At 71.5% G+C, this 15,259-nt stretch carries 15 protein-coding genes; 8 read left to right on the top strand and 7 right to left on the bottom strand.

Annotation, left to right across the window (positions count from 1 at the left end; all coding sequences use genetic code 11):
* Window positions 1-64 precede the first annotated feature (64 nt).
* The 4 genes from LV79_RS05590 to LV79_RS05575 all read left to right on the top strand — a co-directional run bounded on the left by LV79_RS05590 (window position 65) and on the right by LV79_RS05575 (window position 2,917).
* Entirely contained in the window at window positions 65-682 is a 618-nt protein-coding gene (locus LV79_RS05590; protein ID WP_253832711.1) for a SigE family RNA polymerase sigma factor, read from the top strand.
* A 101-nt stretch (window positions 683-783) separates the two neighbouring features.
* The gene (nagA, locus tag LV79_RS05585) at window positions 784-1,923 is read left to right on the top strand and encodes an N-acetylglucosamine-6-phosphate deacetylase (RefSeq protein WP_253832709.1); all 1,140 of its coding nucleotides are present in this window, start codon (window positions 784-786) and stop codon (window positions 1,921-1,923) included.
* Between the two features lie 9 nt (window positions 1,924-1,932).
* A complete protein-coding gene (locus LV79_RS05580) occupies window positions 1,933-2,148 on the top strand; it encodes a hypothetical protein (protein ID WP_253832707.1) in 216 nt (71 codons plus the stop codon).
* A gap of 100 nt (window positions 2,149-2,248) precedes the next feature.
* Complete coding sequence (locus tag LV79_RS05575; protein WP_253832705.1) at window positions 2,249-2,917, top strand: DedA family protein; 669 nt, start codon at window positions 2,249-2,251, stop codon at window positions 2,915-2,917.
* A gap of 4 nt (window positions 2,918-2,921) precedes the next feature.
* Here the strand turns inward: LV79_RS05575 and LV79_RS05570 are convergent, their stop codons facing one another.
* Both LV79_RS05570 and LV79_RS05565 read right to left on the bottom strand, forming a co-directional pair.
* Window positions 2,922-3,518: a hypothetical protein gene (locus LV79_RS05570; RefSeq protein WP_253832703.1), complete on the bottom strand. Its 597-nt coding sequence runs from the start codon at window positions 3,516-3,518 to the stop codon at window positions 2,922-2,924.
* A 98-nt stretch (window positions 3,519-3,616) separates the two neighbouring features.
* Window positions 3,617-5,008 carry an FAD-binding oxidoreductase gene (locus LV79_RS05565; protein ID WP_253835832.1) on the bottom strand — a complete coding sequence of 464 codons (1,392 nt, stop codon included), beginning with the start codon at window positions 5,006-5,008 and terminating at the stop codon, window positions 3,617-3,619.
* Window positions 5,009-5,105: 97 nt separating this feature from the next.
* On the opposite strand from LV79_RS05565, the gene LV79_RS05560 reads away from it, so the two are divergent.
* Both LV79_RS05560 and LV79_RS05555 read left to right on the top strand, forming a co-directional pair.
* Window positions 5,106-6,059 carry an alpha/beta hydrolase gene (locus LV79_RS05560; RefSeq protein ID WP_253832701.1) on the top strand — a complete coding sequence of 318 codons (954 nt, stop codon included), beginning with the start codon at window positions 5,106-5,108 and terminating at the stop codon, window positions 6,057-6,059.
* 106 nt (window positions 6,060-6,165) lie between these two features.
* Window positions 6,166-8,817, top strand: a complete 2,652-nt coding sequence (locus LV79_RS05555; RefSeq protein WP_253832699.1) for an MFS transporter — start codon at window positions 6,166-6,168, stop codon at window positions 8,815-8,817.
* On the opposite strand, the gene LV79_RS05550 is transcribed toward LV79_RS05555, so the two are convergent.
* Both LV79_RS05550 and LV79_RS05545 read right to left on the bottom strand, forming a co-directional pair.
* Window positions 8,799-9,971 (bottom strand): hypothetical protein, encoded by a 1,173-nt coding sequence (locus LV79_RS05550; RefSeq protein ID WP_253832697.1) that lies wholly within the window; start codon window positions 9,969-9,971, stop codon window positions 8,799-8,801. The two genes, LV79_RS05555 and LV79_RS05550, sit on opposite strands and share 19 nt — an antisense overlap.
* Complete coding sequence (locus tag LV79_RS05545) at window positions 9,968-10,546, bottom strand: ABC transporter ATP-binding protein (protein ID WP_253832695.1); 579 nt, start codon at window positions 10,544-10,546, stop codon at window positions 9,968-9,970. Before LV79_RS05545 ends, LV79_RS05550 begins: the two co-directional genes overlap by 4 nt.
* Before the next feature lie 147 nt (window positions 10,547-10,693).
* Here LV79_RS05545 and LV79_RS05540 point away from each other — a divergent pair, with 147 nt between their 5' ends.
* Window positions 10,694-11,335, top strand: coding sequence for a DedA family protein (locus LV79_RS05540; protein ID WP_253832693.1), 642 nt, complete (start codon window positions 10,694-10,696; stop codon window positions 11,333-11,335).
* A 4-nt stretch (window positions 11,336-11,339) separates the two neighbouring features.
* Here LV79_RS05540 and LV79_RS05535 read toward each other — a convergent pair whose 3' ends face one another.
* Window positions 11,340-11,711 carry a VOC family protein gene (locus LV79_RS05535; protein WP_253832691.1) on the bottom strand — a complete coding sequence of 124 codons (372 nt, stop codon included), beginning with the start codon at window positions 11,709-11,711 and terminating at the stop codon, window positions 11,340-11,342.
* An 81-nt stretch (window positions 11,712-11,792) separates the two neighbouring features.
* Entirely contained in the window at window positions 11,793-12,398 is a 606-nt protein-coding gene (locus tag LV79_RS05530; RefSeq protein ID WP_253832690.1) for a nucleoside/nucleotide kinase family protein, read from the bottom strand.
* Between the two features lie 75 nt (window positions 12,399-12,473).
* Between LV79_RS05530 and LV79_RS05525 the strand changes: the two genes are divergently transcribed.
* On the top strand, window positions 12,474-13,475 hold the full coding sequence (locus LV79_RS05525; RefSeq protein WP_253835831.1) for a LacI family DNA-binding transcriptional regulator: 1,002 nt from the start codon (window positions 12,474-12,476) through the stop codon (window positions 13,473-13,475).
* Between the two features lie 601 nt (window positions 13,476-14,076).
* Here LV79_RS05525 and LV79_RS05520 read toward each other — a convergent pair.
* Window positions 14,077-15,252: an FAD-binding oxidoreductase gene (locus LV79_RS05520; RefSeq protein ID WP_372495264.1), complete on the bottom strand. Its 1,176-nt coding sequence runs from the start codon at window positions 15,250-15,252 to the stop codon at window positions 14,077-14,079.
* Window positions 15,253-15,259 lie beyond the last annotated feature (7 nt).

The raw sequence follows: 15,259 nt of genomic DNA, 5'->3' as shown, positions 1-15,259 counted from the left end.
CGCCATCATCGCAAGCGCAGGTCGGACGGTGTGCCCGCGGGTCTCGGCCCGGTAAGGTCACCCCGTGGCAGGGGAAGACAACCAGGCAGGTGCCCCGCAGTCGACGGGGCAGGGCAGCGCGGAGCAGACGGTCGAGCAGACCCTGACGCGGCTGCGGGCGATCGACACCAAGGGTGCGCCGCCGCCACCGCGGCCGGACGCCCCGCTGACGCTGGAGGACCTGTACCGCACGCACCGGATGCGGTTGATCCGGCTGGCGTTGCTGCTGGTCGACGAACCGGCGACGGCCGAGGACGTGGTGCAGGAGGCGTTCACCGGGCTGCACCGCAACTGGGGCGGGCTGCGCGATTCCGCGGCCGCGGTCGGCTACCTGCGCACGGCGGTGGTCAACGGTTCGCGCAGCGTCCTGCGCAGGCGCAAGACCGCTCGCGAGTACACGCCGCCGCACGCGGTCAACGCGCGGTCGGCGGAGAGCCTTGCGATGCTGACCGCGGAGCACCAGAGCGTCGTGCGGGCGCTGTCCCAGTTGCCGCCGCGGCAGCGCGAGGTCTTGGTGCTGCGCTACTACGGGAACCTCACCGAGGCGGAGATCGCCGAGGCGGCGGGCATCTCCAAGGGCACGGTGAAGTCGACCGCCAGCCGGGCGTTGGAGGCGCTGCAGAAGATCATGAACACGCCGTAGGCGTACTCCTACTGGGCGAAGTTGGTTTAGACCATTGCGGTATAGACCAATACACTGCCACTGTGCACTGTCGCGTGCACGGACGCTCGGAGGACCATCAAATGGCAGGACGGCTCATCGCAGGAGGCAGACTCGTCACCGCGGAAGGCGTGGTGGACGACGGCTGGCTGCTGGTCGAAGACGGCTACATCTCGGCCCTCGGCAGCGGTGAGCGTCCGCGCGCCGACGAGACCGTCGAGGCCGACGGCGCCTGGGTGGTCCCCGGCTTCGTCGACATCCACTGCCACGGCGGCGGTGGCGAGCCGTTCATGAGCACCGACCCGGCCAGGGCCAGGGTCGCGGTCGACACGCACGCGCGCCGGGGCACCACCACGCTGCTGGCCAGCCTGGTCTCCCGCCCGATCGACGAGCTGGTCAACCAGATCTCCGCGCTGCGCGAACTGGTCGAGGACGGCCTGCTGGCGGGCGTGCACCTGGAGGGCCCGTTCCTGTCCGCGGCCCGCTGCGGCGCGCACGACCCGGCCATCCTGCGCGCCCCGGAGACCGACGCGGTCGAGCGGCTGCTGCGCGCGGGTCAGGGCGCGGTCCGGATGGTCACCCTCGCCCCCGAACTGGACAACTCCGTCAACGCGGTCCGCCAACTCGTGGACGCGGGGTCGATCGCCGCGATCGGGCACACCGACGCCACCGAGGCCCAGGTCATGCCCGCCGTCGACGCGGGAGCCACCGTCGCCACCCACCTGTTCAACGGCATGCGCCCGCTGCACCACCGCGAGCCGGGCCCGATCGGGGCGCTGCTCGACGACGAGCGGGTGACCGTCGAGCTGATCTGCGACCTGGTGCACCTGAGCCCCACCATCGTGCGGCTGGCCGCCAAGCACGCGGGCCTCGGCCGGACCGTCCTGGTCACCGACGCCATCGCCGCGGCGGGGGTCGGCGACGGCTCCTACGACATCGGCGGCCTGGAGGTCGTGGTCAAGGACGGCGTGCCGACGCTGGCGGGCGGGACCTCGCTGGCGGGCAGCACGCTCACCATGGACGTCGCTTTCCGCAACCTCGTGCAGGGCTGCGGGCTCACGGTCCCGGAGGCCGTCGCGGCCACCTCGACCCGCCCGGCCGCGCTGCTCGGCCTCGCCGACACCACCGGCAAGCTCGCCAAGGGCCTGACCGCCGACCTCGTGCTGCTCGACGCGGGCCTGCACGTCGACTCGGTCATGCGCCGGGGTTCCTGGGTGGGTTAACGTCCCCGCATGACCGCGGCCGACCCGGAACGCCTGCTCACCGACGCGCTGCGCGCGCAGGCGGCCAGGACCCCGGTCGCGGAGCCGGTGGACGATCCCGGCACCCTCGCCGCCGCCCGGGCCGAGCAGGGCCTGCCGCCCCGGGCGTGGTGGGTGCTGGCGCTCGCGCTCCTGCTCGGCCTGGCCGCCGGGTCACTCGTCGGGTTCCTCACCCTGCTGCGCTGACCCCCGACCTGGCCGACCGCCGACACGGTGTGTGACCGGAGGCACTGCCAGGACAAACCCGGCACAGGCTGGTCACAGGCCTGCCCTGTACCTTGTCCGAGTGCGCGCAGACCTCCCCGTGAACCAGGCACTGCTACCGGACTGGCTGAGCCCGGAGGTCATCCTCACGAGCCTCGGCCCGTACCTGCTGCCGGTGCTCTGCCTGATCATCTTCGCCGAGTGCGGGCTGCTCCTCGGCTTCTTCCTGCCCGGCGACTCGCTGCTGTTCACCGCGGGCCTGTTCGTGGCGATCGACAAGATCCCGACGCCGCTGTGGCTGATCTGCGTGCTGCTCACGGCCTGCGCGTTCATCGGGAACGTGGTCGGCTACTACATCGGCTACAAGGTCGGCCCGGCGCTGTTCAACAAGCCGGACTCCAAGCTGTTCAAGCAGGAGCACGTCGCCAAGACGCACGTGTTCTTCGAGAAGTACGGCCCGCGCGCCATCGTGCTCGCCCGGTTCGTGCCGGTCGTGCGCACCTTCATCACCGCGGTCGCGGGTGTCGGCCGCATGGACCAGCGCAAGTTCTTCACCTTCTCCGCCATCGGCGCCGTGCTGTGGGCGACCGGCCTGACCGTCCTCGGCTACTTCCTCGGTCAGATCGACTTCATCCACAACAACCTCGAGGCGATGCTCGTCCTCATCGTGCTGATCTCGGTGCTGCCGATCATCTTCGAGGTGCTCAAGGCCCGCCGCGAACGGAAGCACGCGGCAGGCCCCGGCCTCTAGTCGCTCACGCCGCCGCCCACACCTGGTGGGCGGCGGTCACCGCGGCGGTCTGGTAGGGCGGCAGCGGCCTGCCCTCCACCACCACCTCGATCGGCCACTTCTCCTGCCGGGCCACCCACAGCCGTGAGCTGATCGCGCTGTGCGCCCGCAGTTCGTCCGCACCCGGCGCCACCTGGACCAGGTACACCCAGGTCGCTGGGTTCGCCGCGTCCGGCAGCGGGTCCCGCCACACCCTGCGCACCCGGCGCCCGCCCGCGACAGCGGCCTCACCGGCGATGACCCGGTCGGCGCCGGAGGGGTCCGGTGCGTCGGCTGGTCCGGTGGGGCTGAACCGGTAGGAGGGCGCTGGTGGGGTCGCGACGACGGCCACCTCACCCAGTTCCGGGTCGTGCGGGTCGTCGAGGAGGGCGCGGATCAGCTCGGCCTCGTCCTCGGTGATGCCCACCCCCTCGTACTGCAGGTTGAGCAGCAGCGCGGACAGCGCCATCTCCCGCTCACCGGCGAAGAACTGCGACTGGACGACGCTGACGACGTCGTCGGTGAGCCTGCCGGAGAGGCGTCGGCACACCTCGGTGGCGGTGGCGTATTGCGGTTGGTCCATCGTCTCGAACCGTCACTCCTGCTCGTACCGGTGGTGGGCGGATCACTGTAGTGAGCCGGGTGCCCCACGCGATGCCGTCCGCCGGGTGATCGCGGCGCTCAGCCGAGGTCGAACATGGAGCCGGGGTTGAACAGGTTCCCCGGGTCGAGCGCGGCCTTGACCGCGCGGTGCACCCGCAGGCCGACCGGGCCGATCTCGCGGGCGAGCCACTCGCGCTTGATCTTGCCGACGCCGTGCTCGCCGGTGATCGTGCCGCCGAGCCGGAGCCCGAGGTCGAGGATGTCGGCGAAGGCGCGCTCGGCGCGGGCGAACTCGTCGGCCGACGCGGGGTCGTAGACGATCGTGGGGTGCATGTTGCCGTCGCCCGCGTGCCCGACCACGGCGACCCGCAGGCCGACCTCGGCGCTGATCCGCTCGCAGCCCGCGATCAGGTCGGTGATCTTGGTGCGCGGCACGCAGACGTCGTCGGTGAGCCAGGCGCCGTAGGTCTCCAGCGCGGTGAGCACGGCCCGGCGCGCGGTCAGCAGCAACGCGCCCTCCGCGAGGTCGAACGTGGTGTGCGCCAGGGGGGCACCCGCGTCCCGGCAGATCCGCTCGATGGCCGACAGCTCCCCGACCGCCGCGTCGCCACCGGTGTCCGACTGGCAGATGAGCAGGGCGGCGCTGCCCCGACCGGCGCCGAGCTCGGTCTTGAGGTGCGCCTCCACGGCCGCGATGGCCGTCGCGTCCATGATCTCCATGAGCGACGGGATGATCCCCGCGCGCACCACCCCGGTGACCGCGTCGCCCGCGGCCGCCGCGGTGTCGAAGGCCGCGACCAGCGTGCCGGGGGCCTGGGGGAGCGGCCTCAGCGCGAGGGTGGCCCGGGTGATCACGCCGAGGGTGCCCTCGCTGCCGACGAAGAGCTTGGTGAGGTCGTAGCCCGCGACGCCCTTCACCGTGCGGCGGCCGGTGTCGAGCACCTCGCCGTCAGCCAGCACGACCTGCAGGCCGAGCACGGAGTCGGTGGTCACCCCGTACTTCACGCAGCACAGGCCGCCCGCGTTGGTGGACAGGTTGCCGCCGAGGGTGCACCAGTCGTAGCTCGACGGGTCCGGTGGGTAGAACAGGCCGTGCTGCTCCACGGCGGCGCGCAGGTCGAGGTTGATGACGCCGGGTTCGACGACCGCCAGCCGGTTGTCCGGGTCGATCTCCAGGATGGCGTTCATCCGGGTGGTCACCAGCACGACGCAGCCCGCGATGGCGTTGGCCGCGCCGGACAGCCCGCTGCCCGCGCCGCGCGGGACGATCGGCACCCCGTGCTCGGCGCACGCCCGCACCACGGCCTGGACCTGCGCGGTCGTCCTGGGCAGCACTACCGCAAGCGGCGTGCCGTACGGGGCGAGCGGCATCATGTCCCGCTCGTAGCCCGGCAGCACGTCGGCGTCGGTGATCACCCCGTCGTGGTCGAGCGCGGAGCTGAGCCGGGCCAGCAACTCCGGGGATGTCACCGAGGCGTGCACACCGGCAACCGTAGGCGATCGTCCTACCGCTGACCTACAGTTGATGTGTTGGGTGTCACTGTCGATGCCGGGTCGGGGGTGTGGGATGGCCGAGCTACCAGGGCCGAGCGTGCAGGCCAGGGCGCTGGCGCGGTACCTGCGCACCTGCGCGCGCCCGGTCGCCGACCGGCTGCGGCTGCGCGGTGGGCAACTGCGCGTGGTGCGGGAGGCGTTCGACACCGTCGGCCTGACGCCGCTGCCGCGCGGCACCCGGGTCCGCGCGGTGTCCGAGCCGCACGGCTACGGCGACGTGACCGGTCTGATGCTGACCGCGCGGGACGCCGACGAGCGGGCCGGGGTGGTGCTGTACCTGCACGGCGGCGGTTTCGTGCTCGGGTCGCTGCGCAGCCACCGGCACATCGCGGCGGCGTTGTCGCAGACCAGCGGCCTGCCGGTGTTGCTGCTGGACTACCGGCGCGCCCCGGAGCACCCGTACCCGGCGGCCGCCGACGACGCGCTCGCCGCGTTCCACTGGCTGCTCGACCAGGGCTACTCCGCCGACCGGATCGTGCTCGCGGGCGACTCCGCGGGCGGTCACCTCACCGCGGGCCTGCTCGCGGCGCTGACCAGGCAGCGCTCGGCGATGCCCGGCGCGGTCGTGCTGTTCTCCCCGTTCCTGGACCTGACCTGCGCGCGGCTCGACGAGCAGGACGCGCTGTGCCGGGACCCGTACATCCCGCCGGACCGGGCCCGCGAGGTCGCCGCGATCTACGCCGGTGACCTCGGCGTCGACCACCCCCGGCTGGACGTCCTGCGCGGCTCGATGCGGCGCTGGCCCGCGACGCTGGTGCAGGTGGGCGGTGCCGAGTGCCTCTTAGCCGACGCGCGGCGCCTCGCGACCGCGATGACCTCGGCAGGCGCGCACTGCGACCTGCAGGTGTGGCCGGGCCAGGTGCACGTGTTCCCGGCGTTCTACCCGATCGTCCCGGAAGGCCGGTTGGCGCTGCGGCACGCGGGCGAGTTCCTGCGCGACGCCCTGGTGCGCACGCTCGCCGCCTGAGAGTTGCACCCGACGCCGAGCAGGCACATGCTTGGCCAACGCAACCAGTTGCGTCGATCCGGGCTGCCCACGAACCAGCACACCAGCACCAGCTAGGGGACCACGCATGACCGCAGCGACGGCCGACAACCCGGCCAAGCACGCAGCGCCGACCGAGGGGGGCCTGACCCACCGGCAGATCCTGGTGATCATGTCGGGGCTGATGCTCGGCATGTTCCTGGCCGCGCTGGACCAGACGATCGTCGGCACGTCGATCAGGACCATCGCCGACGACCTCAACGGGCTGAGCCTGCAGGCCTGGGCGACCACCGCGTACCTGATCACCTCGACCGTCTCCACACCGCTCTACGGCAAGCTCTCCGACATCTACGGCCGCAAGCCGTTCTTCGTGACCGCGATCTCGCTGTTCATCATCGGCTCGCTGGCCTGCACGCTGGCCACGACGATGTACGAGCTCGCGGCCTACCGGGCGTTCCAGGGCCTCGGCGCGGGCGGGCTGATGTCGCTGGCGCTGACGATCATCGCCGACATCGTGCCGCCCCGGGAGCGGGCCAAGTACCAGGGCTTCTTCCTGGCCGTGTTCGGCACCTCCAGCGTCCTCGGCCCGGTCATCGGCGGCTTCTTCGCTGGCCAGGGCGAGATCCTGGGCATCACCGGGTGGCGCTGGGTGTTCCTGGTGAACGTCCCGATCGGCATCATCGCGCTGTTCGTGGTGATGAAGGTGCTCAACATCCCGCACGAGCGCCACGACCACCGCATCGACTACTTCGGCGCGGTGTTCCTCTCGATCGCCGTGGTGCCGCTGCTGATCGTCGCCGAGCAGGGCAGGGAGTGGGGCTGGGACTCGCAGCGCTCGCTGCTCTGCTACGGCATCGGTTTCGTCGGCCTGGTCGGGTTCCTGCTGGTCGAACGGGCCATGAAGGACGAGGCGCTGATCCCGCTGCGGTTGTTCCGCACGTCCACCTTCGCCATGACGATCATCGCGGGCACGATCCTGGGTATCGGCATGTTCGGCGGGATCACCATGATCCCGCAGTACCTGCAGATCGTGCGCGGGTTCACCCCGACCGAGGCCGGGCTGATGATGGTGCCGCTGATGCTGGGCATCATGTTCGCCTCGGTGGTGTCCGGGCAGATCACCTCGAAGACCGGGCGCTACAAGGTCTTCCCGATCATCGGGTCGCTGCTGCTGATCGGCGGGCTGCTGCTGTTCCACCTCGTCGGCGTGGACACCCCGATCTGGCAGCCGATCGTCTACATGGTGGTGTTCGGCCTCGGCCTCGGTTTCTGCATGCAGACGCTGACGGTGGCCGCGCAGAACTCGGTGCAGATGCGCGACATGGGCGTCGCGACCGCGGCGATCACGTTCTTCCGCCAGCTCGGTGGCACGCTCGGTGTCGCGGTGTTCCTGTCGCTGCTGTTCAGCACCGTCGCGGACAACATCGCCAACGCCTTCCGGTCCGCCGCGCAGAACCCGGCGTTCCAGGCCGCCCTGTCGGACCCGGCGGTCCGGTCGAACCCGGTCAACGACCCGGTGTTCGCCGCGTTGCGCGGTGGCGGCGGTGGCGGCGTCCTGCAGGACTCGTCGTTCCTGCAGGAGATCGACCCGCGGCTGGCACGACCGTTCCAAGAGGGCTTCGTCGAGTCGATCCAGCTGGTGTTCCTGGTCGGCGCGGGCGTGATGGTGCTGGCGTTCCTGGTGTCGCTGTTCATCAAGGAGATCCCGCTGCGCAGCGGCGCGTCCCCGGCGGCGATCATGGAGGGCGGCGAGGCGCTGCTGCCGGACGAGGCCAAGGAGAGCCTGCTCGGACCGGAGGAGCAGGCCGACGAGCAGGCCGCTGACGGGGACCAGGCGGACGACGGGAAGCCGGAGTCCAACGGGCACCCGGGGTCGAACGGCCACGCGGAGTCCAACGGGCACTCGGAGTCCAACGGGCACTCGGAGTCCAACGGGCACAACGGGTTCCACGAGCCGACCGCCCTGCGCGGTGAGCTGGTCGGGCTGCGCGGGCAGGTCCGGCACCCGGACGGGACGGTCGTGCCGGGTGCGGCGCTGACGCTGCTCGACCCGGGCGGCAGGCAGGTCAGCCGGGTCGGGTCCGACGGCACCGGCGAGTACCTGCTCGACGCGCCGAACCCCGGGTCGTACGTGCTGCTCGCCTCCGCGCCGGAGCACCAGCCGAAGGCGACCACCGTGAAGGTCCGATCCGGACAGTCCACACTGGACGTCGTGTTGGCGGGCGCGACGATCGTGCACGGGTTCGTGATGACCGCCGACGGGCACACCGCGCTCGGCCTGGCCCAGGTGACGCTGACCGACCACCGCGGCGAGGTCGTGGAGTCCCAGACGACGGCCTCGGACGGCAGCTTCCGGTTCGTCGGCGTGCGCCAGGGCGAGTTGACCCTGGTGGTAGCGGCCGAGGAGTTCCAGCCGGTCGCGATCCCGCTCGCCGTGCCGGACTCGGGGCCGCTGCGCCAGGACGTCGAGCTCCTGGGCGCGGCCGCGCTGGAGGGCATGGCGCGCACCGGCGACGGAGCCGTGGTGGCCAACGCGCGGATCACCGTGCTCGACTCCTCCGGCGAGGTGGTCGCGGTGACCAACACCGACGAGTCCGGCTGGTACTCGGTGGACGCGCTGGCCGAGGGCGACTACACGGTGATCGCCAGCGGGTACTCGCCGTCGGCGCACGAGGTGAGCCTGCGGCGCGGCGAGGCGGGCACCCGGGACGTGGTGCTCGGCTACGACGAGTGGAAGTAGCTGAGCACGAGCAGGCCGAACAGCAGCAGGTCGGGCCCGCGCAGCACCTGGAACACGAGCCCGACCGGGAGGTAGACGCCACCGACGTCCGTCGAGACCCCGGCTGTGTAGTCGATGTCGGGCCTGGTCACGGTCCGCACGACGGCCCACGCGACCAGGGGGACGACTAGAGGCACGAACGAGAGCCCGAGCAGCACGGCCGTGGCCGCCCACACCGCGGCGGCCACGGTCAGCACGGCCAGCGCAGCGAGTTTGAGCACTCTGGTGCTCGTCGGCACCCAGCGCCGGAGGCCTGGCGTGCGGATCACCTCCGCCAGGCCGCCCGCCAACGGCACGGTCGAGAAGTACGCGCCGAGGCCGACCCACCACACGGAACCGACGACGGGGAAGGCGTGGCGCAGCACCGGTGTCGCCAGCAAGACGAGCACCGCGAACGGCAGCGCTGACCGTCTCGCCAGGGCACCGGCAAGCGCGAAGCGCAGAGGATTGCTGGGACGTACGCGGACCGGGCGTGCAGGCGGTAAGAGGGCCAGCGCATCACCGAAGGCAGCTGAGACTGACCGCAAGATGCGCGCGTTCCAACCGCGGACCAATACGTCCCGCCGAACCGCTCGCCCGCTAGGGAACGCGGCAACCGTAAGAACCGCGACGACGCCCCACAGGACTATCGGCCCGGCGAACAGGACTCCCGCTAGCGCTAAGAGGAATGGGCCGCCGAGTTCTGGCCAGCTCTGCGGTCGGTTGGCCCAGCGGAATCCGAAGAGGGCCGATGCGGCGATAAGAGCGCCCACGAGCGGCAGATCTGATGGCCAACCGAGGATCAAGCCCGCCGCGACGAACACATAGCCGACCACCGCGAAGCGCGAGAGCAGTGCCAACCACAACCGGCGGCGGAGGGATTTCGCCCGATCGCCGTGATCGTCCCACGTCAGCTGGGCGGGATTGGCCCAAACGTGGTTGCGGCGCAGCAGCGAGAAGACCGCGATCGCCAGCGAGACCAGCAGCACCGCCGTGGTCGACCCCGGCGCCACGGCGTGCGCGCCGACGAACCGCTCACGCAGCCCATCGGCCTTGTAGAACGGCAGGCTCAGCAAGCCGCCCAGCACGAACACCACGAGCGCCGAGTCGGACAGGCGGGCGAGCACCCGCCTCACAGCTCGATGACCTCGTCGGCGACCGCGTCGACCAGCGGCGGGTAGTGGCTCGCCAGCACCACCGCCGAGCCCGCGCCCTTGGCGGCGTTGACCATCTGCTTCAACCAGTCCCGCCCCGAGGCGTCGACCGCCCGCTCCGGCTCGTCGAGCAGCAGGGCCTTGTGCGGCTTGGTCAGCGCGCCGAGCAGCAGCAGCCGCCTGCGCTGGCCCGCGGACAGGCCGCGCGCGGGCACCTCGGGCAACTCGTGCGCGGGCTGGCCACCGCCGAGCAGGTCGAAGTGCTGGCCGGGGGTGAACTCGTCGAACACCGCCGAATCGTCGAGCAGCACCGAGACGTCGCGGCGGAACGCGATGTCGGCCTCGTCCGGGGTGTGGCCCGCGACCAGCACGGTGCCCTCCGTCAGCTCCTGCAGGCCGTAGAGGGCGCGCAGCAGGGTCGACTTGCCGGAACCGTTCTCCCCGGTCAGCGCGAGGCACCGGCCCGCGGGGACGGCGAGGTCGAGACCGCGGAACAGCCAGCGCTCGTCCCCGACGAGCACGCCGACACCCCTACCGGAAATGATCACATCGGACACGGTTGGGCAACGTGCGGGCGGCGCGTTGTGTTCCGCCCCAACGGGTGAGCACCGGCTGGTCGCGGGGGCGTTTCCGGGCAGCCAAAGCTCGGTGAATACGGCGTGGATCGTCTGCGCGGTGGCCGTTCGCCGCCGTACCCTACGGCCGTGAACACCGCGCTCGGCGTGCTCGAATCGGCTGGTCCACTGCTGGTCTGGGCCATCGTGCTCGGATTCGTCTTCGCCGAGTGCGCCTTCGTCGTCGGCCTCTTCCTGCCCGGCGACTCGCTGCTGTTCGCCGCGGGCGTGGTGCTGGCCCAGCACGACCACGAGCACCAGGCGTGGTGGCTCTCCGGGGCCGCGACCGTCGTCGCCGTCGCGGGCAACCAGGTCGGCTACTACATCGGCGCCAAGGCGGGCCACGCGATCATCACCCGGGTCGGCGGCCGGGTGCTCAACCAGCACAACCTCGACCGCGCCCGCGACTTCCTCGACCGGCGCGGGTTCTTCGCCATCGTGGTCGCCCGCTGGATCCCGTGGATCCGCACGCTGGCCCCGCTGGTGGCGGGCGCGGCGAAGATGGACGCGCGCCGCTTCGCCCTCGCCACCACGGTCGGCGGCATCGCCTGGGTGCCGACGCTGGTCCTGCTCGGCTACTACGCGGCGGGCCTGCTGGAAGACCTGCCCTGGCTGCAGACGGTGGCGGTGGTCGGCAGCATCGCGTTCTTCGTCGGCGGGACCGTGTGGGGGATCTGGCGGTACCGGCAGGAGATGCGCAGGCCGGTGGACACGGTGTCGGTCACCGAGTAGCCGGTCACCGGCCTGCCGGGCAGGCCAGGACCAGGCGGATGCCGTCCGGGTCGCGCAGCGCGACGCCGTCGGGGGTGTCGGAGTAGGGCACGCCGCACTCGTCGAGGCGGCCCGGCCAGCTCGCGGCCTCCGGCACGGAGAAGGTCAGGTGGTCCAGCCCCGGGCGGTACTCGTCGAACGGGGCGTGCGCACCGTGCGGGTGCTGGACCAGCGTGAGGGTGACGCCGAAACCCCGCAGCCGGACCGTGCTCCTGCCGTCCGCGCGGTCGGTGCGGCTCTCGGCGGCGAAGCCGAGCACCCGCTCGTACCAGGGGACGCTGCGGTCCACATCGGTGACGGTGAGGGCGATGTGCTGGACGCCGGTCAACGCGGACATCGACTATCCGTCCTTCCTTGACCCGTTCGGGGGCGGGCCGTCCGCCATAGTGCCCCAGTCGGGTGAAGCCAGGGCTACTGACTAGTCGACCTTTCGAAGAACGAGGTTCGCCAGCGGCGCGGTCGCGGCCACCAGCCGGGCGTTGTCCTCGTCGGAGCCGCCGGTGCGGGCGTCGGCTTCCGCCGGGGTCCGGCCGTAGGCCATATGGCGTGCTCGCAGCCGGTCCCGGCGGACCCCGTCACCCGGGTCGACGAACCAGGCCTCGGCGAGCAGCGGGCGCACCAGGGGCCACAGCAGGAGGTAGTTCCCCTCGGTCACCACGAGGGGAACATCACACCCGACCGGCACCGCGTTGGCGATCGGCTCCTCGACCTCGCGGCGGAACTCGGGGGCGTAGACGACCGGGTCGGTGTTGGCCGCCAACCGGCGCAGGAGGTGGACGTAGCCGTCGGCGTCGAAGGTGTCCGGGGCACCCTTGCGGTCGGCGCTGCCCTGGCGCTCCAACTCGGCCTGGGCCAGGTGGAAGCCGTCCATCCCGACGAGCGCGGCCCGGTCGCCGAGCGCGTCGACCAGCCGCCGGGCCAAGGTCGACTTCCCCGCGCCGGGCGCACCGGCGATACCCAGGATCTTCCGCTCCCCGGGCACCGCGAGTGCGGCGGCACGGGCCACTAGCGCATCCCAGTGCACGGGCGCTACCTCCCAGTATGTAGTGTTCCCGCAAGCGTTTGCCCCCCGAGCTGGAGCGTGCACGCAGTGGCCACTATGGAGGACGTCGCCAAGCTGGCGGGGGTCTCGATCAGCACCGTCTCACACGTGGTCAACGAGACCAGACCGGTGGCGGCCGCGACGCGCGACCGGGTCGTCGCCGCGATCGAGTCGACCGGGTACACCGGCAACGCCATCGCGCGCTCGCTGGTCACCGGCGGCACCAAGTCCATCGGCGTGGCGATGTCGCTGCTGGCCAACCCGCACCTGCCGCAACTGCTGCACGCCATCGAGGCGGAGGCCACGGCGGCCGGGTACACGGTGCTGCTCGGCGACACCCTGGACTCCGAGGACGGCGAGCGCTCCGCCGTCCGCAAGCTCCAGGCCCGCCGCGTCGACGGCATGCTGTTGACACCCGCTCCCGGTGACACGTCCACTTTGGAGCAACTGGCCCGCACCGGGGTGCCAGCGGTGCTGGTGGACCGGGTGTCCCACAAGATCAAACTGGATCAGGTCGGCCCGGAGAACATCCAGTCGACCTCGGCCCTCGTCCAGCACCTGGCCACCGCGGGCCACCGCAGGATCGCCTTCATCAGCGGCGTCGAGTGGATGAGCGCCAGCGAGGAGCGCACCCTCGGCTACCGCCTCGGCCTCGGCCGCGCGGGCCTGCGCTGGGACTCCAACCTCGTCGCGGGCGGCGGCGCCAGCCCCGAAGACGGCATCCTCGCCATGCGCCGCCTCCTCACCGTCCCCGAACGCCCCACCGCCGTCATCACCGGCAACGGCGCCATGACCGCGGGCGCCTACCAAGAGGCCCGCGCCCACGGCCTCACCATCGGCACCGACCTGGCCATCACCGGCCACGACGAAGTCGACTGGGCCGAACTCGTCACCCCCGCCATCACCACCATGACCCACCCAGTCGACGAGATCGGCCGCACCGCCATCCGCCTCCTCCTGGCCCGCCTGGAGGACCCGGACCGCACCCCGGAAACCATCCTCCTCCCACCCACCCTCAACCACCGCTCCTCCTGCGGCTGCTCACCCGACCCCGCCTAACCCCGCTACCTGACGCGCGCTTCTGCCGCGCTCGGCACTTGCTGGCTGGATGGCCTCAACCTGGATGGCTGGCGCTTCTGCCTGCCCGGCGCCCCACCCTTGCTGACGTTCGCGCGCATGGCGCCTACGCCCTGATTGCCCTGCCGGCTGACGGCTTTGCCCCGCTCGAGCCTTTGCTGGCCCCCTCGCGGCGGCGCAATCGGCCCTGCTTGGCGCCTCAGCCCAGCCGAAGCCCGATCTGCTGTACGCCTTGCCTACCTAGCGTCCAGCAGCCTTGCTGGCCGGGCTTCCGCCTGCCCGCCAGCCAACTTCTGTTGTGCCCCAACCGCATCGCGTCTTGACTCGGTACCTCGACCGGGTGAATCCAAGCGGGTCCGCCTCGGTCCGCTCGGGTCTGGCCAGGTCGAGTTGTCCACAACCCCGCCGCCCATCCACAGGTTTTTCCGGTCACCCCTTCGGGTGAGGGGGTGCCGGTAGACTGGGCCAGGGGACGCCCCCCGGGACAGGGTGGGGGCTGGGGTCCGGCCGGAGGCGCCGCGGCTGGCGGTGATGCGGGGCTGGCGGGGGCTCAATTTCCTTGTGGGGCAAGGGAATCGGAGGGTCAGTCCAAAGTGAACGGGTCGTAGGTTATGTGGTCCAGGGGGGTTCCGGCGACGAGCATGCGGGAGACCGTGGAGCGGATCATGGTGGGGGAGCCCGCTACCAGGACTTCGCGGTCTTCCCAGGTGCCGTGGCGGGTGACGATGTCGGCGAGGGTGCCGCGGTCGAAGCCGGGGGCCTCTTCCTGTTCCAGCACCGGGGTGACCGTCAGCCAGGGGTTGGTGGCGGCGATGTTCTGCAGGTGCGGCAGGTCGTAGAGGTCCGCGCGGACGCGGCCGCCGTTGAACAGGTGGACCCGGGGGTTGTCGCCCCACTGGGCGAGGTCCTCGATGATGGCGCGCATGGGGGCGATGCCGGTGCCGCCCGCGATCATCAGGATGTCGCGGCCCGCTTTGCGGTCGACGCTGATGCGGCCCATCGGCGGGCCGATGCGCCAGGTGTCGCCGATCTTGGCGTGCGCGACGATGGAGCGGCTGACCCAGCCGTTCTCGACGCCCCGGATGTGGAACTCCAGGATGCCGTCGGGGCGGGGGGCGTTGGCGGGGGTGAAGTAGCGCCACAAGCGCGGGCGTTGCGGCACTTCCACGCTCACGTACTGCCCCGGGTGGTACGGCACGGGGTGGTCGGGTTGGACGCGCACGACCGCGAGGTCCCAGCCGAGGCGCTCGTGGTCGACCACGTGCGCGGGCCAGGACGCCGGGCCCTCGTCGGCCGCGGCGGCGTCGAGCATGGCGCGGGCCATGATCGTGTAGGCCTCGGCCCAGGCGCGTTCGATCTCGTCGGTCCACGCCTCGCCAGCGAACTTCTTGACCGCGGCGATGAGCGCGGTGCCGACCGCCTCGTAGTGGGAGCTGACCACGCCGAACTTGCGGTGGTCGCGGCCCAACTGGTGCAGGAACGGCGCGAGGTCGTCCGGGCGGTCGACCATCTGCACCACGTGCACGAGGGCGCGCAGCAGCCTGGAGCGCTGCACCTGCATGTTCGCCGGGAACATCTCCCTGGCGCTTGGCTCGATGCTGAACAGCATCCCGTAGAAGAACTGGGCGACTTGGTCGTGCTGGGGTTCCACAGCCGCGAAGCTCTGCCGGACCAACCGCACCATGTGGCTGACTGCGGTGGGGGACTCGGTTCGGTACTGCGAGGCCGGGATGGGGCTCACCACTGCGTTGGCTGTCATGATCGGG

Origin of the sequence: Actinokineospora globicatena (assembly GCF_024171945.1) — a bacterium.
In the GTDB taxonomy this organism is placed as follows: domain Bacteria; phylum Actinomycetota; class Actinomycetes; order Mycobacteriales; family Pseudonocardiaceae; genus Actinokineospora; species Actinokineospora globicatena.
The sequence above is the reverse complement of the archived record's forward strand: the minus strand, read 5'-3'. Positions and strand labels throughout refer to the sequence as shown.

What these genes read in the sequence shown, in the direction of transcription:
- LV79_RS05560 (WP_253832701.1), top strand. Translation starts at nt 5,106, where the DNA reads ATGGCCGAGCTACCAGGGCCGAGCGTGCAGGCCAGGGCGCTGGCGCGG.
- LV79_RS05555 (WP_253832699.1), top strand. Translation starts at nt 6,166, where the DNA reads ATGACCGCAGCGACGGCCGACAACCCGGCCAAGCACGCAGCGCCGACC.
- LV79_RS05520 (WP_372495264.1), bottom strand. Translation starts at nt 15,252, where the DNA reads ATGACAGCCAACGCAGTGGTGAGCCCCATCCCGGCCTCGCAGTACCGA.
- LV79_RS05535 (WP_253832691.1), bottom strand. Translation starts at nt 11,711, where the DNA reads ATGTCCGCGTTGACCGGCGTCCAGCACATCGCCCTCACCGTCACCGAT.
- LV79_RS05525 (WP_253835831.1), top strand. Translation starts at nt 12,474, where the DNA reads ATGGAGGACGTCGCCAAGCTGGCGGGGGTCTCGATCAGCACCGTCTCA.
- nagA (WP_253832709.1), top strand. Translation starts at nt 784, where the DNA reads ATGGCAGGACGGCTCATCGCAGGAGGCAGACTCGTCACCGCGGAAGGC.
- LV79_RS05580 (WP_253832707.1), top strand. Translation starts at nt 1,933, where the DNA reads ATGACCGCGGCCGACCCGGAACGCCTGCTCACCGACGCGCTGCGCGCG.
- LV79_RS05570 (WP_253832703.1), bottom strand. Translation starts at nt 3,518, where the DNA reads ATGGACCAACCGCAATACGCCACCGCCACCGAGGTGTGCCGACGCCTC.